Here is a 21,613-nt window from a genome sequence, read left to right as displayed (position 1 = left end):
CATGGGTGCTCACTCCGCTCTCTCGTTCCGTTCCGCTCCGCCGCAGCCTGCCGTCCGTCGGCTGCTGATCGCGGTCGGCACCGTCGTGGCCCTGGTCGGCGGGCTGCTGGGGGCAACACCGCTCGGCACCTCGCTCGGCGCGGCACCGGCGCAGGCCGACACCGCCCCCGCCGCCTCCACCCCGGCGACGGCGGCGGCGGACGCCTTACCGACCACGCAGATCAACGGAGTGGCGTGGACGCAGCTGATCGTGGGCACCACCGTGTACGTCGGCGGCGAGTTTACCTCGGCCCGCCCGGCCGGCGCTGCCGCGGGAACCGGTGAGGTGGTGCGGAACAACCTGCTGGCCTACGATCTCACCACCGGAGTGCTGAAGGCATCCTTCAACCCGAACGTGAACGGGTCGGTGCGGGCCCTCGTGGCATCGCCTGACGGCAGCCGGCTGTACATCGGGGGAGCGTTCACCAGCGTCGGCGGTGTCGCCCGTTACCGGCTGGCCGCGCTCAGCATGTCAACGGGATCGCTGCTGACCTCATGGGTGCCCCAGGTCAACGCCCGCGTGAACGCGCTCGGCATCACCGCCTCCGCGGTGTACGTCGGGGGGATCTTCACGTCGGCGAACGGTGTCGCACGCGAGAAGATCGCCGCGTTCGCGACCTCGAACGGGGCGATCCGACCCTGGACGGGATCCCCGACCGGCGGAAGCGTCAACGCCCTCACGGTGTCCCCTGATGGCGGCAAGGTCATCATCGGCGGCAGTTTCACCGCGTACAACGGCGGTTCAGACCCGGGCTACGGCATGGCGGCGACGGACGCCGCCACCGGCGCCTCGCTGCCCTGGAAGGTGAATGCCCTGGTGCGAAACGGCGGAGTGAATGCCGCCATTCTCAGCCTGACGTCGTCCGTGGACGGTGTCTTCGGAACCGGCTACGTCTTCAAGGGCGCCGGCAACTTCGAGGGCACCTTCCGCGCGAGCTGGGCCGACGGAACGCTGGTCTGGTTGGAGGATTGCCACGGGGACACCTATTCCGCCGTTCCAGCGCAGGGCGTCGTGTACACGACGGGGCACCCGCACTACTGCGGCAACATCGGCGGGTTCCCGCAAACCGACCCATGGACCTTCCACCGCACCCTCACCTTCGGCATGCCCGCCACCGGAACCATCACCGCCGACCCGCACGGCTACTACAACTTCGCCGGCGCCCCGCGGCCGAGCCTGCTCACCTTCTACCCGGAGATCAACACAGGTACGTACACCGGGCAGAGCCAGGGGCCGTGGAACGTGACGGCCAACAACACCTACGTCGTGTATGGCGGCGAATTCACCATCGTGAACAACAAAAAGCAGCAGGGGCTCGCGCGGTTCGCGACGTCCGCGATCGCACCGAACAAGGAAGGCCCCCGCCTCAGCGGCGCCGACTTCGTGCCGTCGGTGGCGTCCTTCGAGGCCGGCAACGCCAGGTTGAGCTGGCCGGCCAACTTCGACAGGGACAACGAACACCTCAGCTACGAAGTCCTCCGCGACGGCGTCTCGGTGAAAACCCTGCTCGGCTCGTCCACGGACTGGAACCGGCCGGCCCTCTCCTGGACCGACACCGGGCTCACTCCCGGCGCGTCCTATTCCTATCGATTGCGGGTGAAAGACCCATTCGGCAACGAGCGCACCGGCAACTCGATCGCGGTGACCGTCGCCCAGCCCGGCATCCACAGCGCCTACGCCCAGAAGGTCCTCGAAGACGCGCGCTCGTACTGGCCGCTGGGTGAATCAGCCGGAATGACAGCCTTCGACTGGGCATCCGGCATTGATGCCACCGTCGGCACGGGCGTCCGCCGCCAAGCGGCGGGTGCAGTGATCGGCGATTCCGGCACCGCCTCGACCTTCGACGGCAGCGCCACCGGTTTCGCCGCCACCAACACCACCGAACCGGCCACGGACACCTTCAGCGTCGAGGCCTGGGTGAAGACCACCAGCACCAAGGGCGGCAAGATCGTCGGCTTCGGTACCAACAACATCGGCACCTCATCGTCTTACGACCGGCACGTCTACATGGATGACGCCGGCCTCATCTGGTTCGGCGTCCACCCCGGCAGCGTGCGCACGGTGAACACCGCCGCCTCGTACAACGACGGCCAGTGGCACCAGGTGGTGGCCACCCTCGGCCCCGCCGGTATGACGCTCTACGTGGACGGCGCCAAGGCCGCGTCCCGCGCCGACGTCACCGCCGGACAGGCCTATTCCGGGTATTGGCGGATCGGCGGGGACAACCTGGGCGGCTGGCCCAACCGTCCCACCGCCACTTTCATCGCCGCCGACATCGACGAGGTCGCGGTCTACGAGACACCCCTCACTCCCGCTGAGGTGGCCGACCACTACTCGGCCTCCGGACGGGATGGCGCCCAGCCACCACCGGTCGATACGGCGTACGCCACGGATGCCTTCGAACGCACCGTCGCTGCCGGCCTGGGCACGGCCGCCGTCGGCGGGGCCTGGTCGGTGACCGGCAGCACCGGAAACTACTCCGTGTCCGCCGGCGCCGCACGGCTGAAGGCCGCGGCCGCCGGCGCCACGGTCACGGCGACACTGCCGGATGTCTCCTCGACCGACACCGAAGTGCGGGTGAGCGCTGCCCTGCAGCAGGCGGCCACCGGCTCAGGCGCATACCTGTCGGTCCTCGGCCGCAAGGTCGGCACCGACGACTACCGGACCCGGCTCAAGGTGGCCTCGACCGGAGCCGTGCAACTGCAGGTCCTGCGCGGGGGCACCAGCCTGACGTCGGTCAGCATTCCGGGCCTGGCCTACGCCACCGGGGACCGGCTCAACCTGGTGATGCAGGCCACGGGTACCGCGCCGACGACGGTGCGGGCCAAGGTCTGGCGGGTCGGCGCCACCGAGCCCACCGGCTGGCAGGTCACGACCACCGACGGGACCGCCGCGCTGCAACAGGCCGGGTCGATCGGGCTGTCCCTGTACCTCGGCGGCACCGCCACGACGCTGCCGGTCACGGCGGCATTCGACGACCTCTGGGCCGGGCCCACGGCGCCGCCGCCGCCACCACCGCCGCCCGCGAACGTCGCCCCGACCGCCGCCTTCACGGTGTCGGCCAGCGGGCTGACGGCCAACGTCGACGCCGCGACCTCCCGGGACACGGACGGCACGATCACGGGCCACGCCTGGACCTTCGGCGACGGCGGCACGGCGTCAGGGGCACAACAATCCCACCTCTACAGTGCGGGCGGCACCTACCCGGTCACCCTCACCGTCACCGACGACGACGGCGCCACCGCAACCAGCACCCAATCGGTCACGGTGAGTCCTCCCCCCGCCGGCGGAGCCGTGGCCAGGGATGCGTTCGAACGCACCGTCGTGTCCGGGCTCGGTTCGGCGGAGGTCGGCGGCGCATGGACCACCACGGGATCAGCGTCGAACTACACCGTGACGCAGGGCGCGGCGACGCTGCGCTCGCCCGCGGCTGGAGCCATGGAGACCGCGCAGCTCGCCGCGGTGAAATCGACGTCGACGGATGTGCGGATCGGCGTGGCCGTGCAACAGCCGGCCACCGGGTCAGGCACCTATCTGTCGCTGCTCGGGCGCACCGTCGGCAGCGACGACTATCGGGCCCGGGTGCGGCTGAACGCCGACGGAACGGTGACCCTGCAGACCATGCGTGGCGGGACCGCCCTGCGAACGCTGCTGGTGGCCGGTCTCACCCCGGCGGTCGGCGACAAGCTCACCATCCGGCTGCAGGTCACCGGGGCAGCTCCGACCACGGTACGCGCGAAGGTGTGGGCATCGGCCCAGACCGAACCGTCGGCCTGGCAACTCGAAGGAACGGATGCCACGCCGGCCATGCAGGTGCCCGGCGGGGTGGGCGTCGCCCTCTACCTCGGCGGCACCGCGACGAATGCGCCGGCCACCGCGCGCTTCGATGACCTGATCGCCGGGGCGGTGCCGTGACAGACCGGGTGACCATCGCGGTCCTCACCTACCAGCGGCCGGATGACCTGGCCGAGCTCCTTCCCGCCCTGGTGCTCCAGGTCCACGAGGTGGCCGCCGACGTCGACATCGTGGTCGTCGACAACGATCCGGCAGGCGGCGCCCGCCGGCAGGTCGAACAGGCGGCAGCCGGGGCGCCGATCCGCTACCTGCACGAAGCCGCGCCAGGCATCGCGGCGGCCAGAAACCGGGCCCTCGACGAGGCCACGGCGGAACTGCTGGTTTTCATCGACGACGACGAACGCCCCACCCCGCAGTGGCTGGCCCGGCTGTTGGCGGTGCACGACAGGCACCGGGTGGAGGCGGTGGTGGGGCCGGTCGTTTCCCGCTACGAGACACCGCCGAGCCGGTGGGTGGAAGCCGGCCGGTTCTTCGACCGGCGCCGGATGCCCACAGGCACCACAGTGACGATCGCCGCGACCAACAACCTGCTGCTGGACCTGGCCTGGGTGCGCCGGAACGGCTTGCGCTTCGACACCCGCTTCGGGCTCAGCGGCGGGTCCGACTCGCTGTTCACCCGCCAACTGCACGAGCGCGGCGGGCGGATGCTGTGGTGCGATGAGGCCGTGGTGATCGACATCGTTCCCGCCAACCGGCTCACCAGGGACTGGGTGCTGCGCAAGGCCTACCGGATCGGCAACGCCACCAGCCGGGTGCTGTTGGACGGTACCGCCCCGCGCCGGCGGTTTCGGATGCGCCTGCGCTTACTCGGCAGGGGTTCGGTGCGGGTGGCCGGTGGTGCCGTGCGCTGCCTGGCCGGTGTGCTGAGTGGCCGGCTCGGCCATCGCGCCCGTGGAATGCGCACCGTCGCCCGCGGCGCTGGCATGCTCTCCGGTTCGCTGGGTTCGGTCTACAGCGAGTACGCCAGGAGCCGACGATGACCGGCGCGCTCGCCGACCGGGCCAGGCTCTACCAAACCATCCGCAGCGCGCACCTGGAACGAGCCAGGCGCCTGTCCGCGGCGACGATCCTCTACAGCGGCAGGCGGTACGACTTCGATGGCGCCCTCGCCCAAGGTCTCGACCTGGTGCCCGCGGGGCCGGTGCGGGCGGCCTGGTTGTTGGCCCGGTCGTCCGTGCGGCAACTCGAAGTCAACGAACCGCTCATGGTGTCGAGCCTGCGTCGCACCGCGCTCGCGATCGCCGTGCTTCGAATGCGGGCCCTGCTGGGCGGACCGCGGGTGAGAATCGTCAGCTACGCGATCGAGAACCGAAACCCGTTCGGCGGTCCGGCCGGCCCAGGGGCCCGGCTGCGCCGAGTCGAGCAGCGCCTGCTGGCCCGATACCTCTGGCGGTCGCTCGACAGGGTCACGTTCGGCACCGAGGCGGCACGGACCACCTACGCGTCCGCACTGCCGGTGGGCGCTGCGGCCCCCGGCCGGAGCACCGTGATCCCGGCGGTGCCCGCAGCCTGCGACTGCCCACCAGGCGCCGTCGACGATGCGCCCAGGGTGCTCTTTCTGGGTGCGCTCGCGCAGAGGAAGGGCTTCCCCCTGGTACTGGCAGCGTGGCCTTATTTGAAGGTGTGGCTGCCGGATGCCCGCCTCACCATCGTCGGCACCGGTGCTTTCGCCGAGAACGCTCGGGCCGCCGCCGCGGCCGACCCGGCCATCGAGCTGATCGTCGCGCCGGGCCGGGCCGACGTCCACCATCAGCTCCGGCAAAGCCGGGTGCTGGTGCTCCCCTCGCAACCCGTGCCCGGGTGGCGGGAACAGGTGGGCCTGCCGATCTGCGAGGGCCTGGCGCACGGCTGCACCATCGTCACCAGCACCGAAACCGGACTGGCCGACTGGCTGGGCGCCCACGGGCACGTCCTGGTGCGCCCGGGCGAGTCCGCCGAGGCCCTGGCCAGGGCGCTACTGGCCGCCCTCAGGCAGAACCGCTCCGCCGACTCCGTGCTCGGCGACCTGCCCCCCACCGACGGTCGACTCGCTGCCGACGACTGGTTGTTCACCGAATCCTGAGCCCACCGGAACGGTCGCGGCGGCCTCGGGGACCGGAGGCGCCGGGGCCGGCCGGCGGAGGGTCCGCAGCGCCTGCGTGTACGCCTCTCGATGGGCGGCGGCGATGGCCGGCCACGCCCTCGCGGTGAGGTCCGGGCGGGCATCCGCATCGAGCGGGCGGAGCGCGCGCACCCGGGTCAGGGCGGCCAGTAGCACCTCGGCGGTCAGCACGGTGGAGTAGGTGTGCACCCAGCCGGGACCGACCTCGACACTCAAGGCCTCGGTCACCGCGTTCGACGGCACCAGAATCGGTCGCGCGAGCGACAGGGCGAGCAGTGCGGCGCCCGAGTTGTGCATCTCCCGGTAGGGCAGCACGACAAGTTCGGCCCGTCCGATCTCTGCGGCGAGGTCGGCGTCGCTGGCATGGCCCAGCGACACGTTGACGCGGTCGTCGGAGGTCGCCGCGAGCAACACCTCCGCACCGATGTCGACGCTCGCCGGCTGGCCGACCACCCGCAGGGAGAGCGCGTCGCCGTTCGGACCGGCTGGCAGCCGGGCAAACGTCTGGATCAGACCGGGCACACCCTTGTACGGCCGGATCAAGCCGAAGTAGACCAGCCGCCCGGAAACCGACGCCGGAACGCTCACGCCGGTGAACCAGTCGCGGTAGTCGCCGTGCTCGATCGTGACGACGGGAGCCGTGGCCGGCGTCGGTGTGGTCGCATTCAGGGTGATCCACAACGACGTGGCGTCGTCGAAGCGCTCCAGGAGCCGGCGCTCCACTCGGGAACCGTATTCGTGGCTGCGCAGGTTATGCACGGTGCGCACGACCGCAATCTGGTGGCGGGCGAGCCGCAGCCTGAGCAGCAGGGCTCGGAACAGCACCCGCCGGGCTCGGCTGCGGAGGGGGGTGGTGCCGTGCAGCAGGGCCTCGGGCCAATGCGCGTGGAAGACCTCGTACTGCTCCGTCAGCGCGCGGCGCCAACTGAACCCCAGCACCACCGGCTCGGGAGCGAGCTGGTCGCTGAGTTGGATGAGGTACGGATTGGTGGTGCTTCGGCCCAGTGGAAAGGACACCAGGACACGCATCAACTGACCGTGGTCTTTTCCGACGTTTTCGCCTCCCGGCGGGAGGCGGGGAGCACGGGTGCGGTGCGAACCGGGCGGGGGGCGGCAGGCACGGCGATCGCCGGCGGGGCCGGGGTCGACGCATCCGCCGCGGGCGTGGGCGCGCTGGGCTCCGGGAGCACCTGGGCGCCGTAGTATGCCTGCTGGCCGCGCTCCTTGACCTGGTTGAGCACGATCCCGAGGACCCGGGCGTTGACGTTCTCCAGCGAGCTGACGGTGTCCTTGAGCTGGCTGCGCCGGGTCTTGCGATACCGGGCGACGACGATGGCACCGTCGCCGAGATGCGCAAGGCCCAGGGCATCCGTGGCCGCAAGGAGCGGCGGTGAGTCGATGACGATGTAGTCGTAGGCCTTCGCCAGGGTCTGCATCAGGCCGCGCATGGCCTCCGAGCTGAGCAACTGGCCGGGGTTCGGTGGCAACGCGCCCGCTGACAGCACCGACAGGGACGGGCTGAGCGGCACGATTGCCTCGTCCGCGGAGATGGAACCGACCAGGACCGTGGTGAGCCCGACGTCACCGTCGACGCCGCAGACATCGGCGATGCTCGGCCGGCGCAGGTCGGCGTCGATCAGGAGCACCCGGGCGGAGCGTTCAGCGAGGGCCAGCGCGAGGTTCACGGAAGTGGTGGTCTTGCCGTCCCTGGTCACCGAGGAGGTGACCACGATGGTGCGCGGCCGGTGGTCGACATCGATGAACTCGAGATTGGTCTGGATACGGCGGTAGGCTTCCGCCACGGTGCTCCGGGGCATCACCCGCATCGCGATCCCGGCTGGATCCCGGCGGCGCTTCCGGCCGACCTTGCCCAGAAGCGGGGCGTCGGAGACCCTGGCCAGGTCTTTTTCGTCGAGCACCCGGGTGTCCAGCAGATCCCTCAGCACGGCGAAGGCCGCCCCGAGCGCCAACCCGACCAGGCCTCCGGTGGCGATGAGCAGCAGGAGATTCGGCGAGAACGGGGTCTGCGGCGGCTGGGCCTTCGACACGGTTTCGAGAGCGATGGACGGAGCCCCGGCCGGGCCCTCCGGGGCCAGGTCCTGACCGATCGTGGCGAGGGAGCGGGTGATCGCGTTCGCGATCAGCGCGGCCTGTTCCGGCGACTGGTTGACCACGGTGACCTCGATGATCACGGTGTTCAGCGGTGTCGAGGCGCTCACCTTCGCGCCCAGGGCGGCCGGGGTGGTGTCCAGCTGCAGGTCGTCGATCACCGGTTGCAGCACGGCGGGCATGGTGGCCAACTGGGAATAGGACTGCACGAGCTTCTCGGTGAAGGTGAAACCCTGCACGAGTTCATTGGTCGTCTCGCCGCGAGGGCTGGACACGAACACGCTGCTCGTCGCGCGGTACATCATGGGCAGCGTGGACGCGTAGGCGAAGCCCCCGAGGCCGCCGAGGATCCCCAGCAGCAGGACGACCTGCCACCGGCGGAGCACTGACCTCAAATAGTCGACCGATTCCATGGTGCTTTCCCCTCATTGAGTGCTGAACTGAAAACGTGTGCTGGACGCCGGCCGGCCGGGTGGCTGGGAACGGTGGAACCGGCCGGGGCCGGGCGGAGCGCCTGCGACACCGCAGTACGGATGGCGAACCGGTAGCCCGCGAGCGCGTGACGATCGCGGGCCAGGATCCGGTCGGTCGCGGCCGCCAGCCGGTCGTGCGGCCAGTCCCGCACGATCCTGGCCACCGCGTCCGCGAGAGCCGAGGCGTCGCCGGGCGGTACCCGTTGGGCCGACGCGAAACCGGCGGATGCCTCCCGCAGTCCCGATGTGTCGCTCACGACGACGGGTCGTGCGGCCAGGGTGCCCTCCACGGCGGTGTTCCCGAATCCTTCTTCCAGGATCGACGGCACCAGGACGATGTCGCATGCGGCCAGGAACGGCCAGACGTTGCGCTGGTATCCGTGGAAGAACACGCTGTTGTCCAGGCCCTCGGCATGCACCAGCTGGTGCAGCCGGGTGAGGTACCACTCGTAGCCGGGGAACACGTCCCCGACGAGGTGCAGCTCGACCGGTCGACCGGTCGCCCGGTACCGGGCGACGGCGCGGACGGCGACGTCGACACCCTTCCGCTCGGAGAGCCGGCCGACGTAGACGAGGCGCACCCGATTCGCCAGATCGGCCCGGGCCGGCGCCGGCCGCTCGGGCCCGGCGATCGGGTTCGCCACCACGGTGGTCCGTGAGCTGAGTACGGGGAAGGTTTCTGAGACCACGTTCCGGCAGTGGTCACTGTTGGTGATGACGCTCTGGCAGAGCAGCAGCGGGGTCGCCAGGGCGCGGCGGATGACGCCCGGGGCGTTCCGTTCGGCCTCGTGGATGTGGGCGATCACCGGCACGTGGCGGAGCCGGGCGAGCAGGATCCACAAGGGGAGGGTCACGGTGTTGACATAGACCACGTCCGGGCGGGTCCGGCGCAGCAATCCGATGCCGGTGACGGTGCCGGCGAGAGCGTCCCCGAGGAAGGCCAGGGCACCGGCCGGGTGCAGGATGCTCTTGCGAAGCACCGGGGTCCGGCAGAACACCGTGGTCGCACCGCGCCGTTCGAGCTCGCCGACCAGTGGGCCGTCGCCGGGCAAGGCTACGGTCACGGTCGTGCCGGATTCGATGAGGGCGCTGACGGATTCGAGCATCACCAGGTCGGAGCCGTAGAGCTCGGCGCCGGGATGGGCGATAAGTACGGCTGTCGGCCGGTGGCGCGCGCTCATGGTTCCTCCGTGACGGGTTGGCGTCGTCGGCCCGGATTGAGCTTGTGCGCGTCGGGCGGGCTGGTGAGGGCGGCCACGGTCAGCGCGATCCCGCGTGCGGTGCCGCGCAGCGCCGCCAGGAGGAGCGGACCGCCATGGCGGGCCAGGTCGCGCCGGCCGCCGCGTTGCAGGACCGCCATGGCATAGGCCGGGCTGTGCAGGAACCAGCGCAGCAGCCGGCGACGGTCCAGATGCGTCGCGGCGAACAGCATCCGGTTGCGAATGTTGTAGTACATGTAGGGCGGGGACTTCCCGGCACCGGCCTGGGTGCCGCCCACGCCGTGCACGACCGTTACGTCGTCGCGCACCACGAGGGAGCCGCCGGCCTCGGCGCAGCGCCAGGACAGGTCGACATCTTCCCAGTAGAGGAAATATCGTTCGTCGAAACCACCCAGCCACTGCCACAGCGAGGCGTGCACCATCAGGCACGCGCCGGTGAGCCAACCGTTCGCGGCCGAGCTGTCGGAGCCGACGCGGGTGCTGGTGCGTCCGGTGTCGAGCCTGACCGTGCCGCCGGCGAACCAGACCGTGCCGTCGGGGCGTTCGATGCGGGGGCACTGCAGGCTGGCCGGATTCGCCGTGCAACCATCGGCTAGCGCGCCCACCCCGGCCTCGTCGATGAGGGCGTCAGGGTTCAGCAGCAACAGGAGCTGGCAGCCCCTGTCGATGAGGTGGCTCGCGCCGGCGTTGATGCCGGCGCCGAACCCGAGGTTCAGCGCCGGAGCGATGAGCGCCCAGCCTTCGCGCCGGGCGAGGGCCGTCGTCGCGGCTCGCTGTGCGATACCGGAGAAATTGTCGACGACGACGATACGGTCCGGGCGGTGGTGCCGCGCCAGCGGGACGAGGTTCTCCTCGAGCAAGGTGGGGTAACCGTAGTTGACCACCACGATGCCCAGGTCAGCGGGCATCGACACCGGCGCTCCAATCCTCGGCCCGATGCCGCGGAGCGGCCGCCGGCCGGCGGACCGGCGTGCCGAGGGCCCGCATATCCCTGAACCACTTGACCAGCGCCAGCATGAGGTAGAGCAGGTTGGCGGCGAACAGCGCGGTGTACACTGCGAAGAAAACCAGGGGGACACCGAGCAGCACGAAGGAGAGGCAGAGCACGCCGTAGTCGGTCGGCAGGCCGAGCACGGCCCGCAGGGGCGAGCTCGAACCGGCCGTCGCGGCCGTCGCGGCGTACTTGGCCTTGAGCAGATCGTTGAGGATCATCGCGAAGAAGGCCACAGCGGCAACCACGGTGAATCCGAGGGGAATCAGCAGCCAGGCGGGGTCGGGTACGACGGGGTGCCGGAACGCCATCACCAGCACGGCGAGGTGCACGCTGGAAATCTTCCATGCGTCGACGACATGATCGAGCCATTCCCCTGCGGGGCTGCCGCCGCCGCGGAGCCGGGCAAGCTGGCCGTCGGCGGAGTCGAGGACATAACCGGCGGCGAGCAGCAGCCACACGGCGGTCCCGGAGGCGAAGTCGGGGGCGGCCAGCGCGAGGATCAGCACCCCGGCCAGGCTGAACGCGGCGCTGAGCGCGGTCACCATGTCGGGGGGCCAGCCGAGCCGGAAGGCCACGGCCGCCGGCACCCGGCCCAACGGCCGGTTCACGAAGAGCGAGTACGCGGGTGCGCCCCTGGCGGCGGTCTTCTGGGCTCCGGCAAGCTGCCGGATGACGGCGGCCACGGAGACGGGACGGGCCTGCGTCACGCCGGTCACAGCGATCCCCTGACGAAGACGGGTCGATGGGCAGGCTCCGGTCGGTGCAACGGGGACCGGCCGGTTCGGCCGGCGCTGACGCCGTGGGTGCTGTAGCCGGCGACGAGGCGGCGGGCGAGGTCTTCGTAACTGTCGGTGACGTGGCCCCAGTTGTACATGTCGCCGGCCCGGCGTTGCAGCGCCGCACCGACCTCCTGGGTGTGGTGCGGGTTGAACTCGGCGTCCTCGATCAGGGACGCCAGGGTGGCGGAGTCCCGGAAGTACGCACCGTAGACACCGAGCACCTCCCGGTTGAATACGACGTCCCAGGCGATCGCCGCCGTGCGCGCGCCCATGGCCCGCAACAGGGACGGGTTCGTGCCCCCGACGGAATGCCCGTGCAGGTAGCTCACCGAGTGGGCGTACAGCTGGTCGAGCTGGTCCTGGTCCCACAGCCCGCCGATCAACCGCACCCTCGGGTCGGCGGCCAGTGCCGCGATCCGGCGGCCGTGCGCACCGGAATACGGCGCAGAACCCACCACCACCAGCGGCAGCCGGGAGCTGCTGCGCAGGAACCCCTCGATGATCACGTCCACGTGATTCTCGGGTTCGAACCGGGCGACCACGAGGTGGTAGCCGTTGGGAGCGAGGCCGAGTTCGGCCAGCCGGTCGCTGGCCGGGGCGTGCAGCAGCCTGGTGCCGTAGCTGATCAGCTCGGTCGGGATGGCGAACTCGTCTCGGTAGTAGTCGACGATGCCCTGCGCGTCCGCGATGAGGGCGTCGGCGGTGCGCACCGACTGCTGTTCAGCCCACCGGTAGTAGCGTCGGGCGGTGCCGCCCCATTTGTCGCGCTTCCACTCGAGGCCGTCCACGTGCACCGTCGTCGGGATGCCGTGTTGGCGCAGCAGCGGAACGAACGGGGCGTTCGCGGCATTGAAGACGAACGCGGCGTCCGGGCGCCGGTGCGTGGCGACATGTGCCACAGAGAGAGCGGTGTGGCTCAGCGTCTCACAAACCTTGAGATGAATGGCAGGGAGATGGACCAGGCGCATCCCCAGGTGCTCGGTGGGTGCAGGGCCCGGGCCGGGCGAGCCCGGCCGGCAATAAACGGTGACGGCATGGCCACGGTCGACCAGTCGTCGGCCGATCTCCTCGACGGCGGTTTCGAAACCACCGTATGCTGCCGGCACCCCTCGGGTGCCGATCATGGCGATGTGCAAGGCAGAGGCAGGGTTCGACGCCTCGGCCCCGCCGGTTGGATCGGTCATCTCAGTACGCCCCCAGTGGTCGGATGATGATTTTGAAGGTTCGCCAGATGATCATGAGGTCGCCCGCCAATGACCAGTTCTCCACGTAATAGAGGTCGAGCCGAACGCTCTCCTCCCAGCTGAGGTTCGAGCGCCCGTTGACCTGCCACATGCCGGTGAGCCCGGGCTTGATGTACAGGCGGCGGTGCATGTGCGACTCGTAGTGCTCGACCTCGGTCGGCAACGGCGGACGGGGGCCCACCATGCTCATCTGGCCGACGACGATGTTCCACAGCTGGGGCAATTCGTCCAGGGAGTATTTGCGTAGTACCCGGCCGATCGTGGTGATGCGGGGGTCGCTGCGAATCTTGAACAGCACCCCCGCGCCCTCGTTCTGGTCCAGCAGCCCGGCCAGGTCGTCTTCGGCGGTGCGCACCATCGACCGGAACTTCAGCATGTGAAATGTCCGACCGTTGCGGCCGACCCGTTCCTGGCGGAACAACACCGGGCCTGGGCTGTCCAACTTGACCAGCAGGCCGATCACCGCGAGCATCGGGCTGATCATGATCAGGGCGGCGCCGCCCACGGTTATGTCGAGGGCACGTTTGAGGACGTGCTTTGCCCCGTCGTACTGAGGGATTTCCACGTGGATGAGCGGAAGACCTTCGACGGGTCGGAAGTGGATACGGGGGCCGGCGATGTCGGTCAGGCGGCTGGAGAGTACGAGCTCCGCGGACGTCTTCTCCAGGTCCCAGCCGAGGTTGCGGATGAAGGTGCTGCCCAGGCTCGGATGCCCGGCCACGATCACCGCGTCCACTCCCAGCGACTGGGCAGCGCTGGCCACGTGTGCGAAGTCGGCGACCACGGGAACACGCTGCCCGGCCGAGGTGACGCTTGTGGTGCTGTTGCCCGCCAGAGCGGCCCCCACGACCTGGTATGCGGCACCAAACTTTTCGTTGATCTGCCGAACCACGTACTCGACGTCTTCCCGGCCGCCGACGACTATCGCCCTGGCCAGGTAGTGGCCGAAGCGGCGCTGGTGGATCAGCCACTTCCGCCACAGCCAGCGCTCCGATATGAGTGCGGCGAGTCCCAACGGCAGGGCGAAAACGAAGTAGGGGCGGGCAGAGTCAACTTGCAGCAGCAGGAATGCGATGGCCAACATGCCGAAGGCCAGCGCGCTCGCATTGATGACGAGCTTGTACTCGTTCGCGCCGACGCCGACGATGCGGGCATCGCGGGTGCGGAAGGTGGTGAGGGTGATGATCCAGGTCATCGCCACGATTGCGGGTATCGCCCAGAGGGCGAGCGGGAGCTGGGCCGCGTCTGCCAGCGGGTTCGGGAACACGAACCGGGCGAGGAAGGCGACAGTGACGGCCGAGCCGATGACCGTGGCGTCGGTTGAGGCAAGCCGGGCGCGGTATTGCCGCGCCCAGGCTGCCCCTGACAGTCCGCTGACGGGGTCGCCGACCGGCGGGGGAACCGGGACCGAGGCGGGGACCGGACCGGTTGCGGCCGCAGGCCCGACCAGGCGTAACGGTGTGCGTGCGGCGGCAGCCGGAACCGATCCGGTGAAGGGAGTCCGCGGCTCAGACGTGCTCACGTGTGGCCACCGCTGGTTGCGGGAATCACCGGGCAGGCGGAGTGCGGGCCCCAGCTGCCCTGAGAGGGTAGCTGGCGCTTCTGGGGTCGACGGATGGGTCGACACGTCAAGGACGTAGTCACAGTGGTCCCCTGCAGTTCGGGTTTACAGGTTCAGAACGGGTGATGGAGCGGTGCTGCGGCCGGGCCTGTGGGTGGGTGGCCCACGGGTGGTAAGACTCGGATCAGCGGATAGGGCGGGTGTGAAACTCCTGAGCCATGCTCAGCAACTCACGACGTGACCATAGCCCGCATTTCGTTGTCAGCGCTGTGACCAGAACAGGGGGGTGGGCCGCAGCAGTTCGGCATCGACGCGGAACAGGTGCCGGCGCTGCTGCGCGAGTTCGCCACGGCGGGAGCGAACGTGCTCGGCTTCCACGTGTTCGCCGGCTCCCAGAATCTGAACGCGGTCGTCATCGCCGAAGCGCAACGGCGCACCGTCGACCTTGTCAGCGACCTCGCGGAGCACCTGCCCACTCCGGTGCGATACCTCAATCTGGGCGGCGGGTTCGGCATCCCCTACGTCGACAAGGACCAGCCGCTGGACCTTGAGGTGGTTGCCGCGAACCTCCAGGAACTCGTCGACGGGCCCATTCTTGACCGGATGCCCCAGGCCAGCCCGGTCATCGAGCTCGGCCGTTACCTCGTGGGGGAGTGCGGAATCTATGTCACCAGGATCCTCGACCGCAGGAATCCCGCGGCACGACGTTCCTCGTCGTCGACGGGGGGATGCATCATCAGCTGGCGGCCTCGGGGAACTTCGGCCAGGCCATCCGCCGCAAGCACCCGGTCGCTGTCGGCAACCACGCCGGGCTCGATCCCGCTCAAGCCATCAGAAATCGCTGCCGTTTGGGTGTCGTCGTCCTGGATGATGAGGGCCACGACGGCGACGGCGGCGGCGGCGAGGATGACGACGACGACAAGAAGTCCGCGGCGCATGGTCAGGTCTCCACCGGGGTGGCAGTTTACCCGGGGGGCACCGCCTCTGCCCCGACGACGGTGCGGACGCATCCGCACAGCCCTGCCAGGACGAATAGCATTCCGCCGGCAATCGGGAATGAGAGCCCGTCGAAAAAGGCGAAGAGAATGGCGACGTTGAAAAGCGACGCGGCCAGGGCGTATCCCAGCAGTCGTAGGTCGGTCGTGCCGGAGCGCCGCGCCTGACGCGCACTCCAGATTCCGGCAACGAACAAGGCGGCGAAGGCCTACAGGCCCAGGATGCCCAACTCGATGGCGATCAGCACCCATTGGTTATCGAAAAAGTAATATCTGGGCAGGAAAATGCCGAACCCCGAACCGACGAGGGGCGAGGTGGACATGAATTCGGGAATCCGCTCCAGCGCCCTCGTGCGGGACAGAGTACTCGGATCATCCGCCGCGCCCGAGAACAGGCGGAAGGTCGTGGAGGCTAGACCCGGCAGCGCCGCAAAGGTCACTATCGCGACGATGGCTCCGGTGCCGATGGCAAGGCCCCGATACCGAACCGGAAGCGCCGGAATCATCGAGATCACCGCCACCGCGCATCCGATGATGGCCGAACGAGAGACGGCAACCAAGGACGAGACCACGATGAAGCCGACGGGCAGCCACCACCACAAGCTCCCGCGCGGGTGGTCCGACCGGAACCCGCGCGAAATCGCTGCGGCGATGACGGGCGGAAGGGCGGCATTGATCGCGGTCGCGTACTCCAGCGGATGGATTGCCGTTCCGGACGAGCGGATCAACCCGGCACGTTCTCCGATACCGCCTGACATTGTCAGGCCGGGAATCGTGCCGAAGAAGTCGACGAGCGCCTGCCCGGAGAGAAACTGTGCGAGACCGAGGGCCGCCAGCAGGCCAGCGCCGATGCCGATCTGGCGCGCCATGCGGGCAAGATCGTGCAGGGTGCGGATTCCGTCGACAGCGACGAGCAGCACTCCTGCCCACGACAGCATCCGGATGACCGCCGTGACCGCTGGGCTTTCCTGGTCCTCCGGCTGGCCACGCAGCATGGCGGCGGCGAAACTCACAAGCACGACTACCAGGAGCACCACGAACGCGAAACGCACCGGCTGGGACACCGGCGCGGAGGCCGGCATCTGCAGCCGGTAGACCGCCCACCAGACCAGCAGGACGAGTCCCCAGATCAAAGACGGGTGGCCGAGCGCACCGAGGGCACTGACCACCACCCCCGAGGGGATCGCCAAGAGCAGCACCAGGTACACCGTGAGCATCGTTACGGCATCGACATCTCGACGATCAGCGGCTCCGACGTATGCTGCCGCGGGCACGGGCGCCGATGGGAAGCGAGCATTGTGCTCACCGGGCGCTGCGGACAGGTGTCGGTGCCGTGTCTGGCTCCCTGTCACGGCTGGACGGGTCGAACAACGTGGTCGCCTTCGTCGCCTCAGTGGCGAGAATGGGGTCGCGGTCGCGGTCCTCACGCGGTCCGAGATCCGGACCCGACGAGATGTCGGCGAGCTCCTGCTCGGCGCCGAAATCTTTCCGCCGCTTCCGCTGTGAGCTCAATCCGTCAACAAGACCCGCGACGAGCAGCGTGAGTGTCGCTCCGCCCAGACCGGTGGCGGCGACCGCGATGAACCGAATCCGCTGGTCGAGGACGCTCTGGCTGTCAACGGTAATGGGCAGCAGGGTCACTCGATTCGCCGCAGCGATCTTTTCCGTCTCCTGCAACTCGTCGAGCACAGTTGCGGTTCGTGCGACGAGCAGCCCCAGGACGTCCTTCGCGCCCCGTCGCTTGCCGCGGTTACAGTTATGAGGATCACCGGTCCCGAAGTGCTCGTGTCCCGCGATACTTCGATCTCAGCTCCGGGGTAGTCCTCCAAGATTGCATTTGTGGCGTTCTCTGAGCCGACCGCCCGGACGATAACGTCGGCTGCCGGCGAGAGACCACCGAGAAACAGGTAGGGGTTGGCACCTTCCGGCATGCTTTCGGCACCGGCGGATGAGGAGCTGTGGCGACGAACGCTCGTGGCCAGGGGGGGATCATTGTCCAGACGCTGACGGCGAGCACGGCGGCGATGAGTATCCCCGGGACCACGATGTACCAGCGCCTCCAAAGTCCCCGGAGTGTGTCGGCGAGATTCATGATGAGGTTCCTTCCAGGATGCGACGGGACGAATCGTGGCCTTGCGGGCGTGTGGCAACCCGTCGGTGTGAGAGCAGACGGTCCTGCAACTGAACCCCATGCGCCCAAGATGAGGGCGGCGGCGAGCATTGCGCCGGCTGCTCCGAACTGACTGTCGCGGGACGCATGAACGTATTCGATCTGCGTGGTGAGCGGCGCCACAACCGCCGTGATCCGGTCTTCTTCCGGGATCATCAGCACGGCCTGCTCGGCGTCAGCGAAGCTGAGCACGAGGTCGACCAGCTGATCCTGCTGCGACCGGACCCCATCCAACGAGCGGCCGACAATTTGTAGTTCAACGTCCGACCTGCTGAACGCGGAAACCCATTGGTTGCCCGCGTCAGCCAGGTCGACGCGCACCCCCTCGCGCACCCCGGCGCCATAGTACGGGGCGTCATCCATCGAGTACCGTGCAGGGGGCCGGCCGTTGTTGATGGCGTTGACGACTGCACCGGCATACGCGACGACGCTGGAGTCGTCGGCTCCGTTGTTGGGTGACAAGCTGGTCGACGACGAACGCATTAAAGTCACCACGGTGCTGGCGGTGTAGACGCCCCCGTCCCGGGCGAGCATGACGGTGACGAGCGCGGCGCAGGCGAGTATTCCCACCGGGATGTACCACCGTCGGAGCATGGCGGCCAGGATCTCGCGAACGGTCATCGGCGACCATCCGGACCGGCAGGGGCGAGCGCCGTGGGGTCCGGTGCGCCGTGCGCGTGGGGCGTTCCTGGAAGGGACGGAGTCACAATGGTTCCCTGCGGGACGGTGCAGATTCGGCGGGCGCCGGAGCTGACTGATTCTCAGCTCCGGCTCGCCGACACTAACCTCGTTCCTGGTCGGCCGCTGTGGCCCCTTCGGGGGGTGATCTACGCGGGGGCGGCCGAGAGTGCGCCGTCGGTCTCGCGATAGCTGGCCCCGGTGACCGGGCACTTGTACAGGGCACCAGCCCGAACCAGTGGGACCCCCGCCTCCCCGACCCAGCCGACCTAGCGGGCGGGAACCCCGACGACGATGGCGAAGTCGAGCACATCCCGGGTCACGACGGCGCCCGCCGCCACCAGGGCCCAGCGGCCGATCCTGACCGGGGCGATGCAGACGGCCCGAGCGCCGATCGAGGCCCCGGTCCCCACTACGACACCCACCGCATCCCAGTCGTCCGCGCTCTTGCGGCTGCCGTCCACGTTGATGGCCCGGGGAAACGCGTCGTTTGTGAAGACAGCCGCCGGCCCGACGAAGACGCCGTCGCCGAGTACCGCCGGCTCATAGATGAGCGCGTAGTTCTGTACCTTGCAGTTGGCGCCAAGGATGACCCCGGGGCCGACGTATGCGCCGCGCCCGAGGCTGCTCCCTGACCCGACGCGGGCGTCCTCCCGCACCTGCGCGAGGTGCCAAACGGTCACGTCGGTCCCGACCACCGCGCGAGGGCCCACGTCGGCGGTGGGGGCGATCTGGTCGGTTTCTTGCGTCATGAGTGCCGTCCCGAATGGTTGTGCAGACTGGGTCAGTGCGTCAGGTCGACCTCAGTATGCCCCGGTTCGGCCGGCGTGGCCGGATTGACTACGACGCGGGCGGTCAGCCCAGCCGGGCCGGCTGCCCGACGTCGTCGCGGGGCAGCACCTCGGCGACGGCCGTCACCCGGAGAACGCGCAGCAGCACCGCGGCGCCCGCGGATGACAGGAACGCGGTGTCGGCCGCATCCCGGCCCGTGGCGATGCGCATGAGCGACTGGCGGGGCGCGAGTCCGGTCGCATCCACGACCTGCCAGGCCCCGTCGAGGTAGGCCTCGGCCACGGCGTGGAAATCCATCGGCGACAGCCCCGGCGCGTAGACCGACACCAGTCGGGCGGGCACGTCGTGGGCGCGGAGGAACGCGATGACCAGGTGCGCGTAATCGCGGCAGACGCCCTGCCTGGCCAGCAGGGTGCGCACCGCGCCATCAGTGGGGAGGCTCGCACCGGGTACGTAGGCCAGGTGTGACCCGACCCAGGCGGTGACGGCGGTGAGCAGCTCGGTGCCGCTCAGCCCCCGGAACTGCGCCTGGGCGGTCGGCCACAGGTGGTCGGACTCGCAATACCGGCTCGGGCGGAGGTAGCGGACGATGTCGATGTCGGTCACCTCCGGCGCCACGGCCTCACCCGTGACCTCGACCGTGTAGTCGATGTCGATCCGCCCGGCCCGCACCGAGATCAGCTGCAACCGGGTGCCGTGCTGGTCGAGAGTCTCCCGGTAGGGGAGCGGGAGGCCGTCCTGGACGATGCTCAGAACTTCGGTGGCGCTGGCATCCGCGGCGACGGTCACGGACAGGACCAGCTGGGCGGGCCCGAGGGCTTCCAGCTCGAGATGGGCGGATGCGGAGCGATTCATGCCCACATCGTCGCATACACATCCGCGAGCCGTGAAAAGAGTACGTCCATCCGGGAGTTCCGGGTGTATAGCTCACGGTTCGGGGCATGAAAAAAGGCCACCCCCCGGTAGAAGCCCAAGGGATGGCCAAGTGGCCCCGACCGGCGTCGATCCGGTGACCTTTCGATTTTCAGTCGAACGCTCTACCAACTGAGCTACAGGGCCAGAAGGCGGCTACGAGAGCACCTTCTGTAAGGAGAAAAGCCCCTTCTTTCGAAAGGGCTTGTCGCCTTGGCGACCCTGACCGGACTTGAACCGGCGACCTCCGCCGTGACAGGGCGGCGCGCTAACCAACTGCGCTACAGGGCCAAACTGGAATGCTTTTCGTGCGGTGAATCCGTGGTGCTTTTTCTTGCCTTGTACAACCTACAGTATTGCGTGACCCCAACGGGATTCGAACCCGTGCTGCCGCCGTGAAAGGGCGGTGTCCTAGGCCACTAAACGATGGGGCCGTGCTTCTGCGGAAGCTGAGAACTTCCGACGCATAATCATAAGATGGAAAAGCCGGAATGCCCAAATCGGCCGCGCCTGGCCCGTTCGTCGCGTGCCGCCGAGGGGCCTTCTGCCGCGTCATTCCGGGCTTGAATCCGTTTTGCGCGCTCTGCCGCTTCGGCGTGTCGCTTCTCACCGCGCCCGCGAATGGTCCGGGTATTGCGAGGTTCACGGGTTAGATTTTGTGCGGAGCCCGGGTCTCAGCCGGGTTTGTTATTGTGACGAGTGTTGCCACAGTGACGGATGTGACTAACGAAAGCCCGATCGGGGAGTTATGAAGAGCACGGCAACCGTGATCAGCCGCGGCATCAAGGCTGGTCTGCACCGGATGCGACCGACCCTTCGAACGAAGCACGCTACCCGCAGGGCGCCGTCACGCCGACTGGGAATGGGCGTGACCGGTTTTGTCGCCGCCCTCACCCTCGCGGTGACCCTCGCCAGCCCGATCAGTCCCGCCATGGCCATCGACTACCCGAGCTGGGAAGACCTCCAGGCGGCGAAGTCGAACACCGCCGCCGCCGCCAATCAGGTCACCGAGATCCAGAACGCCATCGCCGGCCTGCAGGCCGAGGTGGCTCGGACCCAGGCCGAAGCAGAGGCCAGGGGCCTCGAACTGCAGGTGGCCCAGGAGAAGTTCGACGATGCCAGCCTGCGCGCATCCGACCTGCAGGCCCAGGCCGATGCCAGCAAGACCCAGGCCGATGCGGCCACCCGGCAGGCCGGCCAGCTGGCCGCGCAGCTCTACCGCACCGGCGGAACCGACCTCAGCGTGAACCTCTTCATCGACGGCCAGGAAAGCGGCGAAGGCGCCGACGAACTCCTGTCCAAGCTCGGCAGCATGAGCAAGCTCGTCGAACGCAGCACCGACGTCTACGACCAGGCTCAGACCGCCAACAACACGGCGCAGTCGCTCCGCGACCAGGCCGCGATCGCCCAGGCCGAGCGGGAAACCCTCAGAATTGCCGCGGAAGCCGCCATGGCGGCCGCCCAGGACGCCGCGGACGCCGCGGCCGGGGCCCTGGCCGAATCCGAGGCGAAGAGCATCGAGCTCGAGGCGCAGCTCCAGTTCATGCAGGATGCGGAAGCAACGACCGCTGCGGCCTACCAGGCCGGTGTGATCGAACGCGCCAGGATCGCGGCTGAAGAAGCCGAGCGGGCCAGGCAGGCTGCTATCGCGGCGGCGGCCGCTGCGGCCGCGGCCGCCGCCCCGCGCTCG

Annotated in this window: 15 protein-coding genes, 3 tRNA genes and 3 pseudogenes; 5 read left to right on the top strand and 16 right to left on the bottom strand. The window is 69.0% G+C overall.

The genetic code is table 11. The annotated features are described in order from the left end of the window. The first annotated feature begins 1 nt into the window (after nt 1). From JWP54_RS15380 to JWP54_RS15370, 3 genes are read left to right on the top strand one after another with little or no spacing between them, the layout of a single operon-like run. Nucleotides 2–3,955 carry a LamG-like jellyroll fold domain-containing protein gene (locus tag JWP54_RS15380; protein WP_297373634.1) on the top strand — a complete coding sequence of 1,318 codons (3,954 nt, stop codon included), beginning with the start codon at nt 2–4 and terminating at the stop codon, nt 3,953–3,955. Further along, entirely contained in the window at nt 3,952–4,875 is a 924-nt protein-coding gene (locus tag JWP54_RS15375) for a glycosyltransferase family 2 protein (protein ID WP_297373632.1), read from the top strand. The genes JWP54_RS15380 and JWP54_RS15375 overlap by 4 nt, the downstream gene beginning before the upstream one ends. Then, nucleotides 4,872–5,957 (top strand): glycosyltransferase, encoded by a 1,086-nt coding sequence (locus JWP54_RS15370; RefSeq protein WP_297373629.1) that lies wholly within the window; start codon nt 4,872–4,874, stop codon nt 5,955–5,957. Before JWP54_RS15375 ends, JWP54_RS15370 begins: the two co-directional genes overlap by 4 nt. Here JWP54_RS15370 and JWP54_RS15365 read toward each other — a convergent pair. Genes JWP54_RS15365 through JWP54_RS15335 form a run of 7 tightly spaced genes read right to left on the bottom strand, consistent with a single transcriptional unit; the run spans nt 5,850 to nt 14,337 of the window. After that, complete coding sequence (locus JWP54_RS15365; protein WP_297373626.1) at nt 5,850–7,025, bottom strand: glycosyl transferase; 1,176 nt, start codon at nt 7,023–7,025, stop codon at nt 5,850–5,852. The genes JWP54_RS15370 and JWP54_RS15365 overlap by 108 nt on opposite strands. Beyond that, entirely contained in the window at nt 7,025–8,518 is a 1,494-nt protein-coding gene (locus tag JWP54_RS15360; RefSeq protein WP_297373623.1) for a polysaccharide biosynthesis tyrosine autokinase, read from the bottom strand. The genes JWP54_RS15365 and JWP54_RS15360 overlap by 1 nt, the downstream gene beginning before the upstream one ends. Next, nucleotides 8,497–9,759 (bottom strand): glycosyltransferase, encoded by a 1,263-nt coding sequence (locus JWP54_RS15355; protein WP_297373620.1) that lies wholly within the window; start codon nt 9,757–9,759, stop codon nt 8,497–8,499. The genes JWP54_RS15360 and JWP54_RS15355 overlap by 22 nt, the downstream gene beginning before the upstream one ends. Further along, on the bottom strand, nt 9,756–10,706 hold the full coding sequence (locus tag JWP54_RS15350) for a glycosyltransferase family 2 protein (RefSeq protein WP_297373686.1): 951 nt from the start codon (nt 10,704–10,706) through the stop codon (nt 9,756–9,758). Before JWP54_RS15350 ends, JWP54_RS15355 begins: the two co-directional genes overlap by 4 nt. Beyond that, complete coding sequence (locus JWP54_RS15345) at nt 10,696–11,508, bottom strand: CDP-alcohol phosphatidyltransferase family protein (RefSeq protein ID WP_297373617.1); 813 nt, start codon at nt 11,506–11,508, stop codon at nt 10,696–10,698. The genes JWP54_RS15350 and JWP54_RS15345 overlap by 11 nt, the downstream gene beginning before the upstream one ends. Continuing rightward, nucleotides 11,505–12,755, bottom strand: coding sequence for a DUF1972 domain-containing protein (locus tag JWP54_RS15340; RefSeq protein WP_297373614.1), 1,251 nt, complete (start codon nt 12,753–12,755; stop codon nt 11,505–11,507). Before JWP54_RS15340 ends, JWP54_RS15345 begins: the two co-directional genes overlap by 4 nt. A gap of 1 nt (nt 12,756) precedes the next feature. Then, nucleotides 12,757–14,337 (bottom strand): sugar transferase, encoded by a 1,581-nt coding sequence (locus tag JWP54_RS15335; RefSeq protein ID WP_297373611.1) that lies wholly within the window; start codon nt 14,335–14,337, stop codon nt 12,757–12,759. A gap of 360 nt (nt 14,338–14,697) precedes the next feature. Between JWP54_RS15335 and JWP54_RS17800 the strand changes: the two are divergent. Then, nucleotides 14,698–14,964, top strand: a pseudogene (locus JWP54_RS17800) (pyridoxal-dependent decarboxylase, exosortase A system-associated); the annotation flags it as partial. A 74-nt stretch (nt 14,965–15,038) separates the two neighbouring features. On the opposite strand, the gene JWP54_RS15325 reads toward JWP54_RS17800, so the two are convergent. From JWP54_RS15325 to JWP54_RS15285, 9 genes and pseudogenes are all read right to left on the bottom strand, one after another. Then, the gene (locus JWP54_RS15325) at nt 15,039–15,314 is read right to left on the bottom strand and encodes a hypothetical protein (protein WP_297373605.1); all 276 of its coding nucleotides are present in this window, start codon (nt 15,312–15,314) and stop codon (nt 15,039–15,041) included. Nucleotides 15,315–15,580: 266 nt separating this feature from the next. Further along, nucleotides 15,581–16,579, bottom strand: a complete 999-nt coding sequence (locus tag JWP54_RS15320) for an O-antigen ligase family protein (RefSeq protein ID WP_297373602.1) — start codon at nt 16,577–16,579, stop codon at nt 15,581–15,583. 94 nt (nt 16,580–16,673) lie between these two features. Continuing rightward, nucleotides 16,674–17,060 (bottom strand): hypothetical protein, encoded by a 387-nt coding sequence (locus tag JWP54_RS15315; RefSeq protein ID WP_297373599.1) that lies wholly within the window; start codon nt 17,058–17,060, stop codon nt 16,674–16,676. Between the two features lie 76 nt (nt 17,061–17,136). After that, the gene (locus tag JWP54_RS15310; protein ID WP_297373596.1) at nt 17,137–18,162 is read right to left on the bottom strand and encodes a hypothetical protein; all 1,026 of its coding nucleotides are present in this window, start codon (nt 18,160–18,162) and stop codon (nt 17,137–17,139) included. A gap of 206 nt (nt 18,163–18,368) precedes the next feature. Continuing rightward, nucleotides 18,369–18,971, bottom strand: a pseudogene (locus JWP54_RS15305) (acyltransferase). Nucleotides 18,972–19,074: 103 nt separating this feature from the next. Continuing rightward, the gene (locus tag JWP54_RS15300; RefSeq protein WP_297373592.1) at nt 19,075–19,866 is read right to left on the bottom strand and encodes a transglutaminase family protein; all 792 of its coding nucleotides are present in this window, start codon (nt 19,864–19,866) and stop codon (nt 19,075–19,077) included. Nucleotides 19,867–19,997: 131 nt separating this feature from the next. Continuing rightward, nucleotides 19,998–20,070: transfer RNA gene (locus JWP54_RS15295), tRNA-Phe, on the bottom strand. Nucleotides 20,071–20,137: 67 nt separating this feature from the next. Beyond that, a tRNA-Asp gene (locus tag JWP54_RS15290) sits at nt 20,138–20,214 on the bottom strand. A gap of 70 nt (nt 20,215–20,284) precedes the next feature. Continuing rightward, a tRNA-Glu gene (locus JWP54_RS15285) sits at nt 20,285–20,357 on the bottom strand. Between the two features lie 434 nt (nt 20,358–20,791). Here JWP54_RS15285 and JWP54_RS15280 point away from each other — a divergent pair. Beyond that, nucleotides 20,792–21,613, top strand: a pseudogene (locus tag JWP54_RS15280) (cell wall-binding protein); the annotation flags it as partial.

This window comes from Cryobacterium sp., assembly GCF_025463825.1.
In the GTDB taxonomy this organism is placed as follows: domain Bacteria; phylum Actinomycetota; class Actinomycetes; order Actinomycetales; family Microbacteriaceae; genus Cryobacterium.
This window is presented reverse-complemented; position numbering and strand designations above follow the sequence as displayed.

Excerpts from the sequence above, each read along its gene's own strand:
- JWP54_RS15380 (WP_297373634.1), top strand. The coding sequence starts at position 2 with ATGGGTGCTCACTCCGCTCTCTCGTTCCGTTCCGCTCCGCCGCAGCCT.
- JWP54_RS15370 (WP_297373629.1), top strand. The coding sequence starts at position 4,872 with ATGACCGGCGCGCTCGCCGACCGGGCCAGGCTCTACCAAACCATCCGC.
- JWP54_RS15365 (WP_297373626.1), bottom strand. The coding sequence starts at position 7,025 with ATGCGTGTCCTGGTGTCCTTTCCACTGGGCCGAAGCACCACCAATCCG.
- JWP54_RS15360 (WP_297373623.1), bottom strand. The coding sequence starts at position 8,518 with ATGGAATCGGTCGACTATTTGAGGTCAGTGCTCCGCCGGTGGCAGGTC.
- JWP54_RS15355 (WP_297373620.1), bottom strand. The coding sequence starts at position 9,759 with ATGAGCGCGCGCCACCGGCCGACAGCCGTACTTATCGCCCATCCCGGC.
- JWP54_RS15350 (WP_297373686.1), bottom strand. The coding sequence starts at position 10,706 with ATGCCCGCTGACCTGGGCATCGTGGTGGTCAACTACGGTTACCCCACC.
- JWP54_RS15340 (WP_297373614.1), bottom strand. The coding sequence starts at position 12,755 with ATGACCGATCCAACCGGCGGGGCCGAGGCGTCGAACCCTGCCTCTGCC.
- JWP54_RS15325 (WP_297373605.1), bottom strand. The coding sequence starts at position 15,314 with ATGCGCCGCGGACTTCTTGTCGTCGTCGTCATCCTCGCCGCCGCCGCC.
- JWP54_RS15310 (WP_297373596.1), bottom strand. The coding sequence starts at position 18,162 with ATGACCGTTCGCGAGATCCTGGCCGCCATGCTCCGACGGTGGTACATC.
- JWP54_RS15300 (WP_297373592.1), bottom strand. The coding sequence starts at position 19,866 with ATGAATCGCTCCGCATCCGCCCATCTCGAGCTGGAAGCCCTCGGGCCC.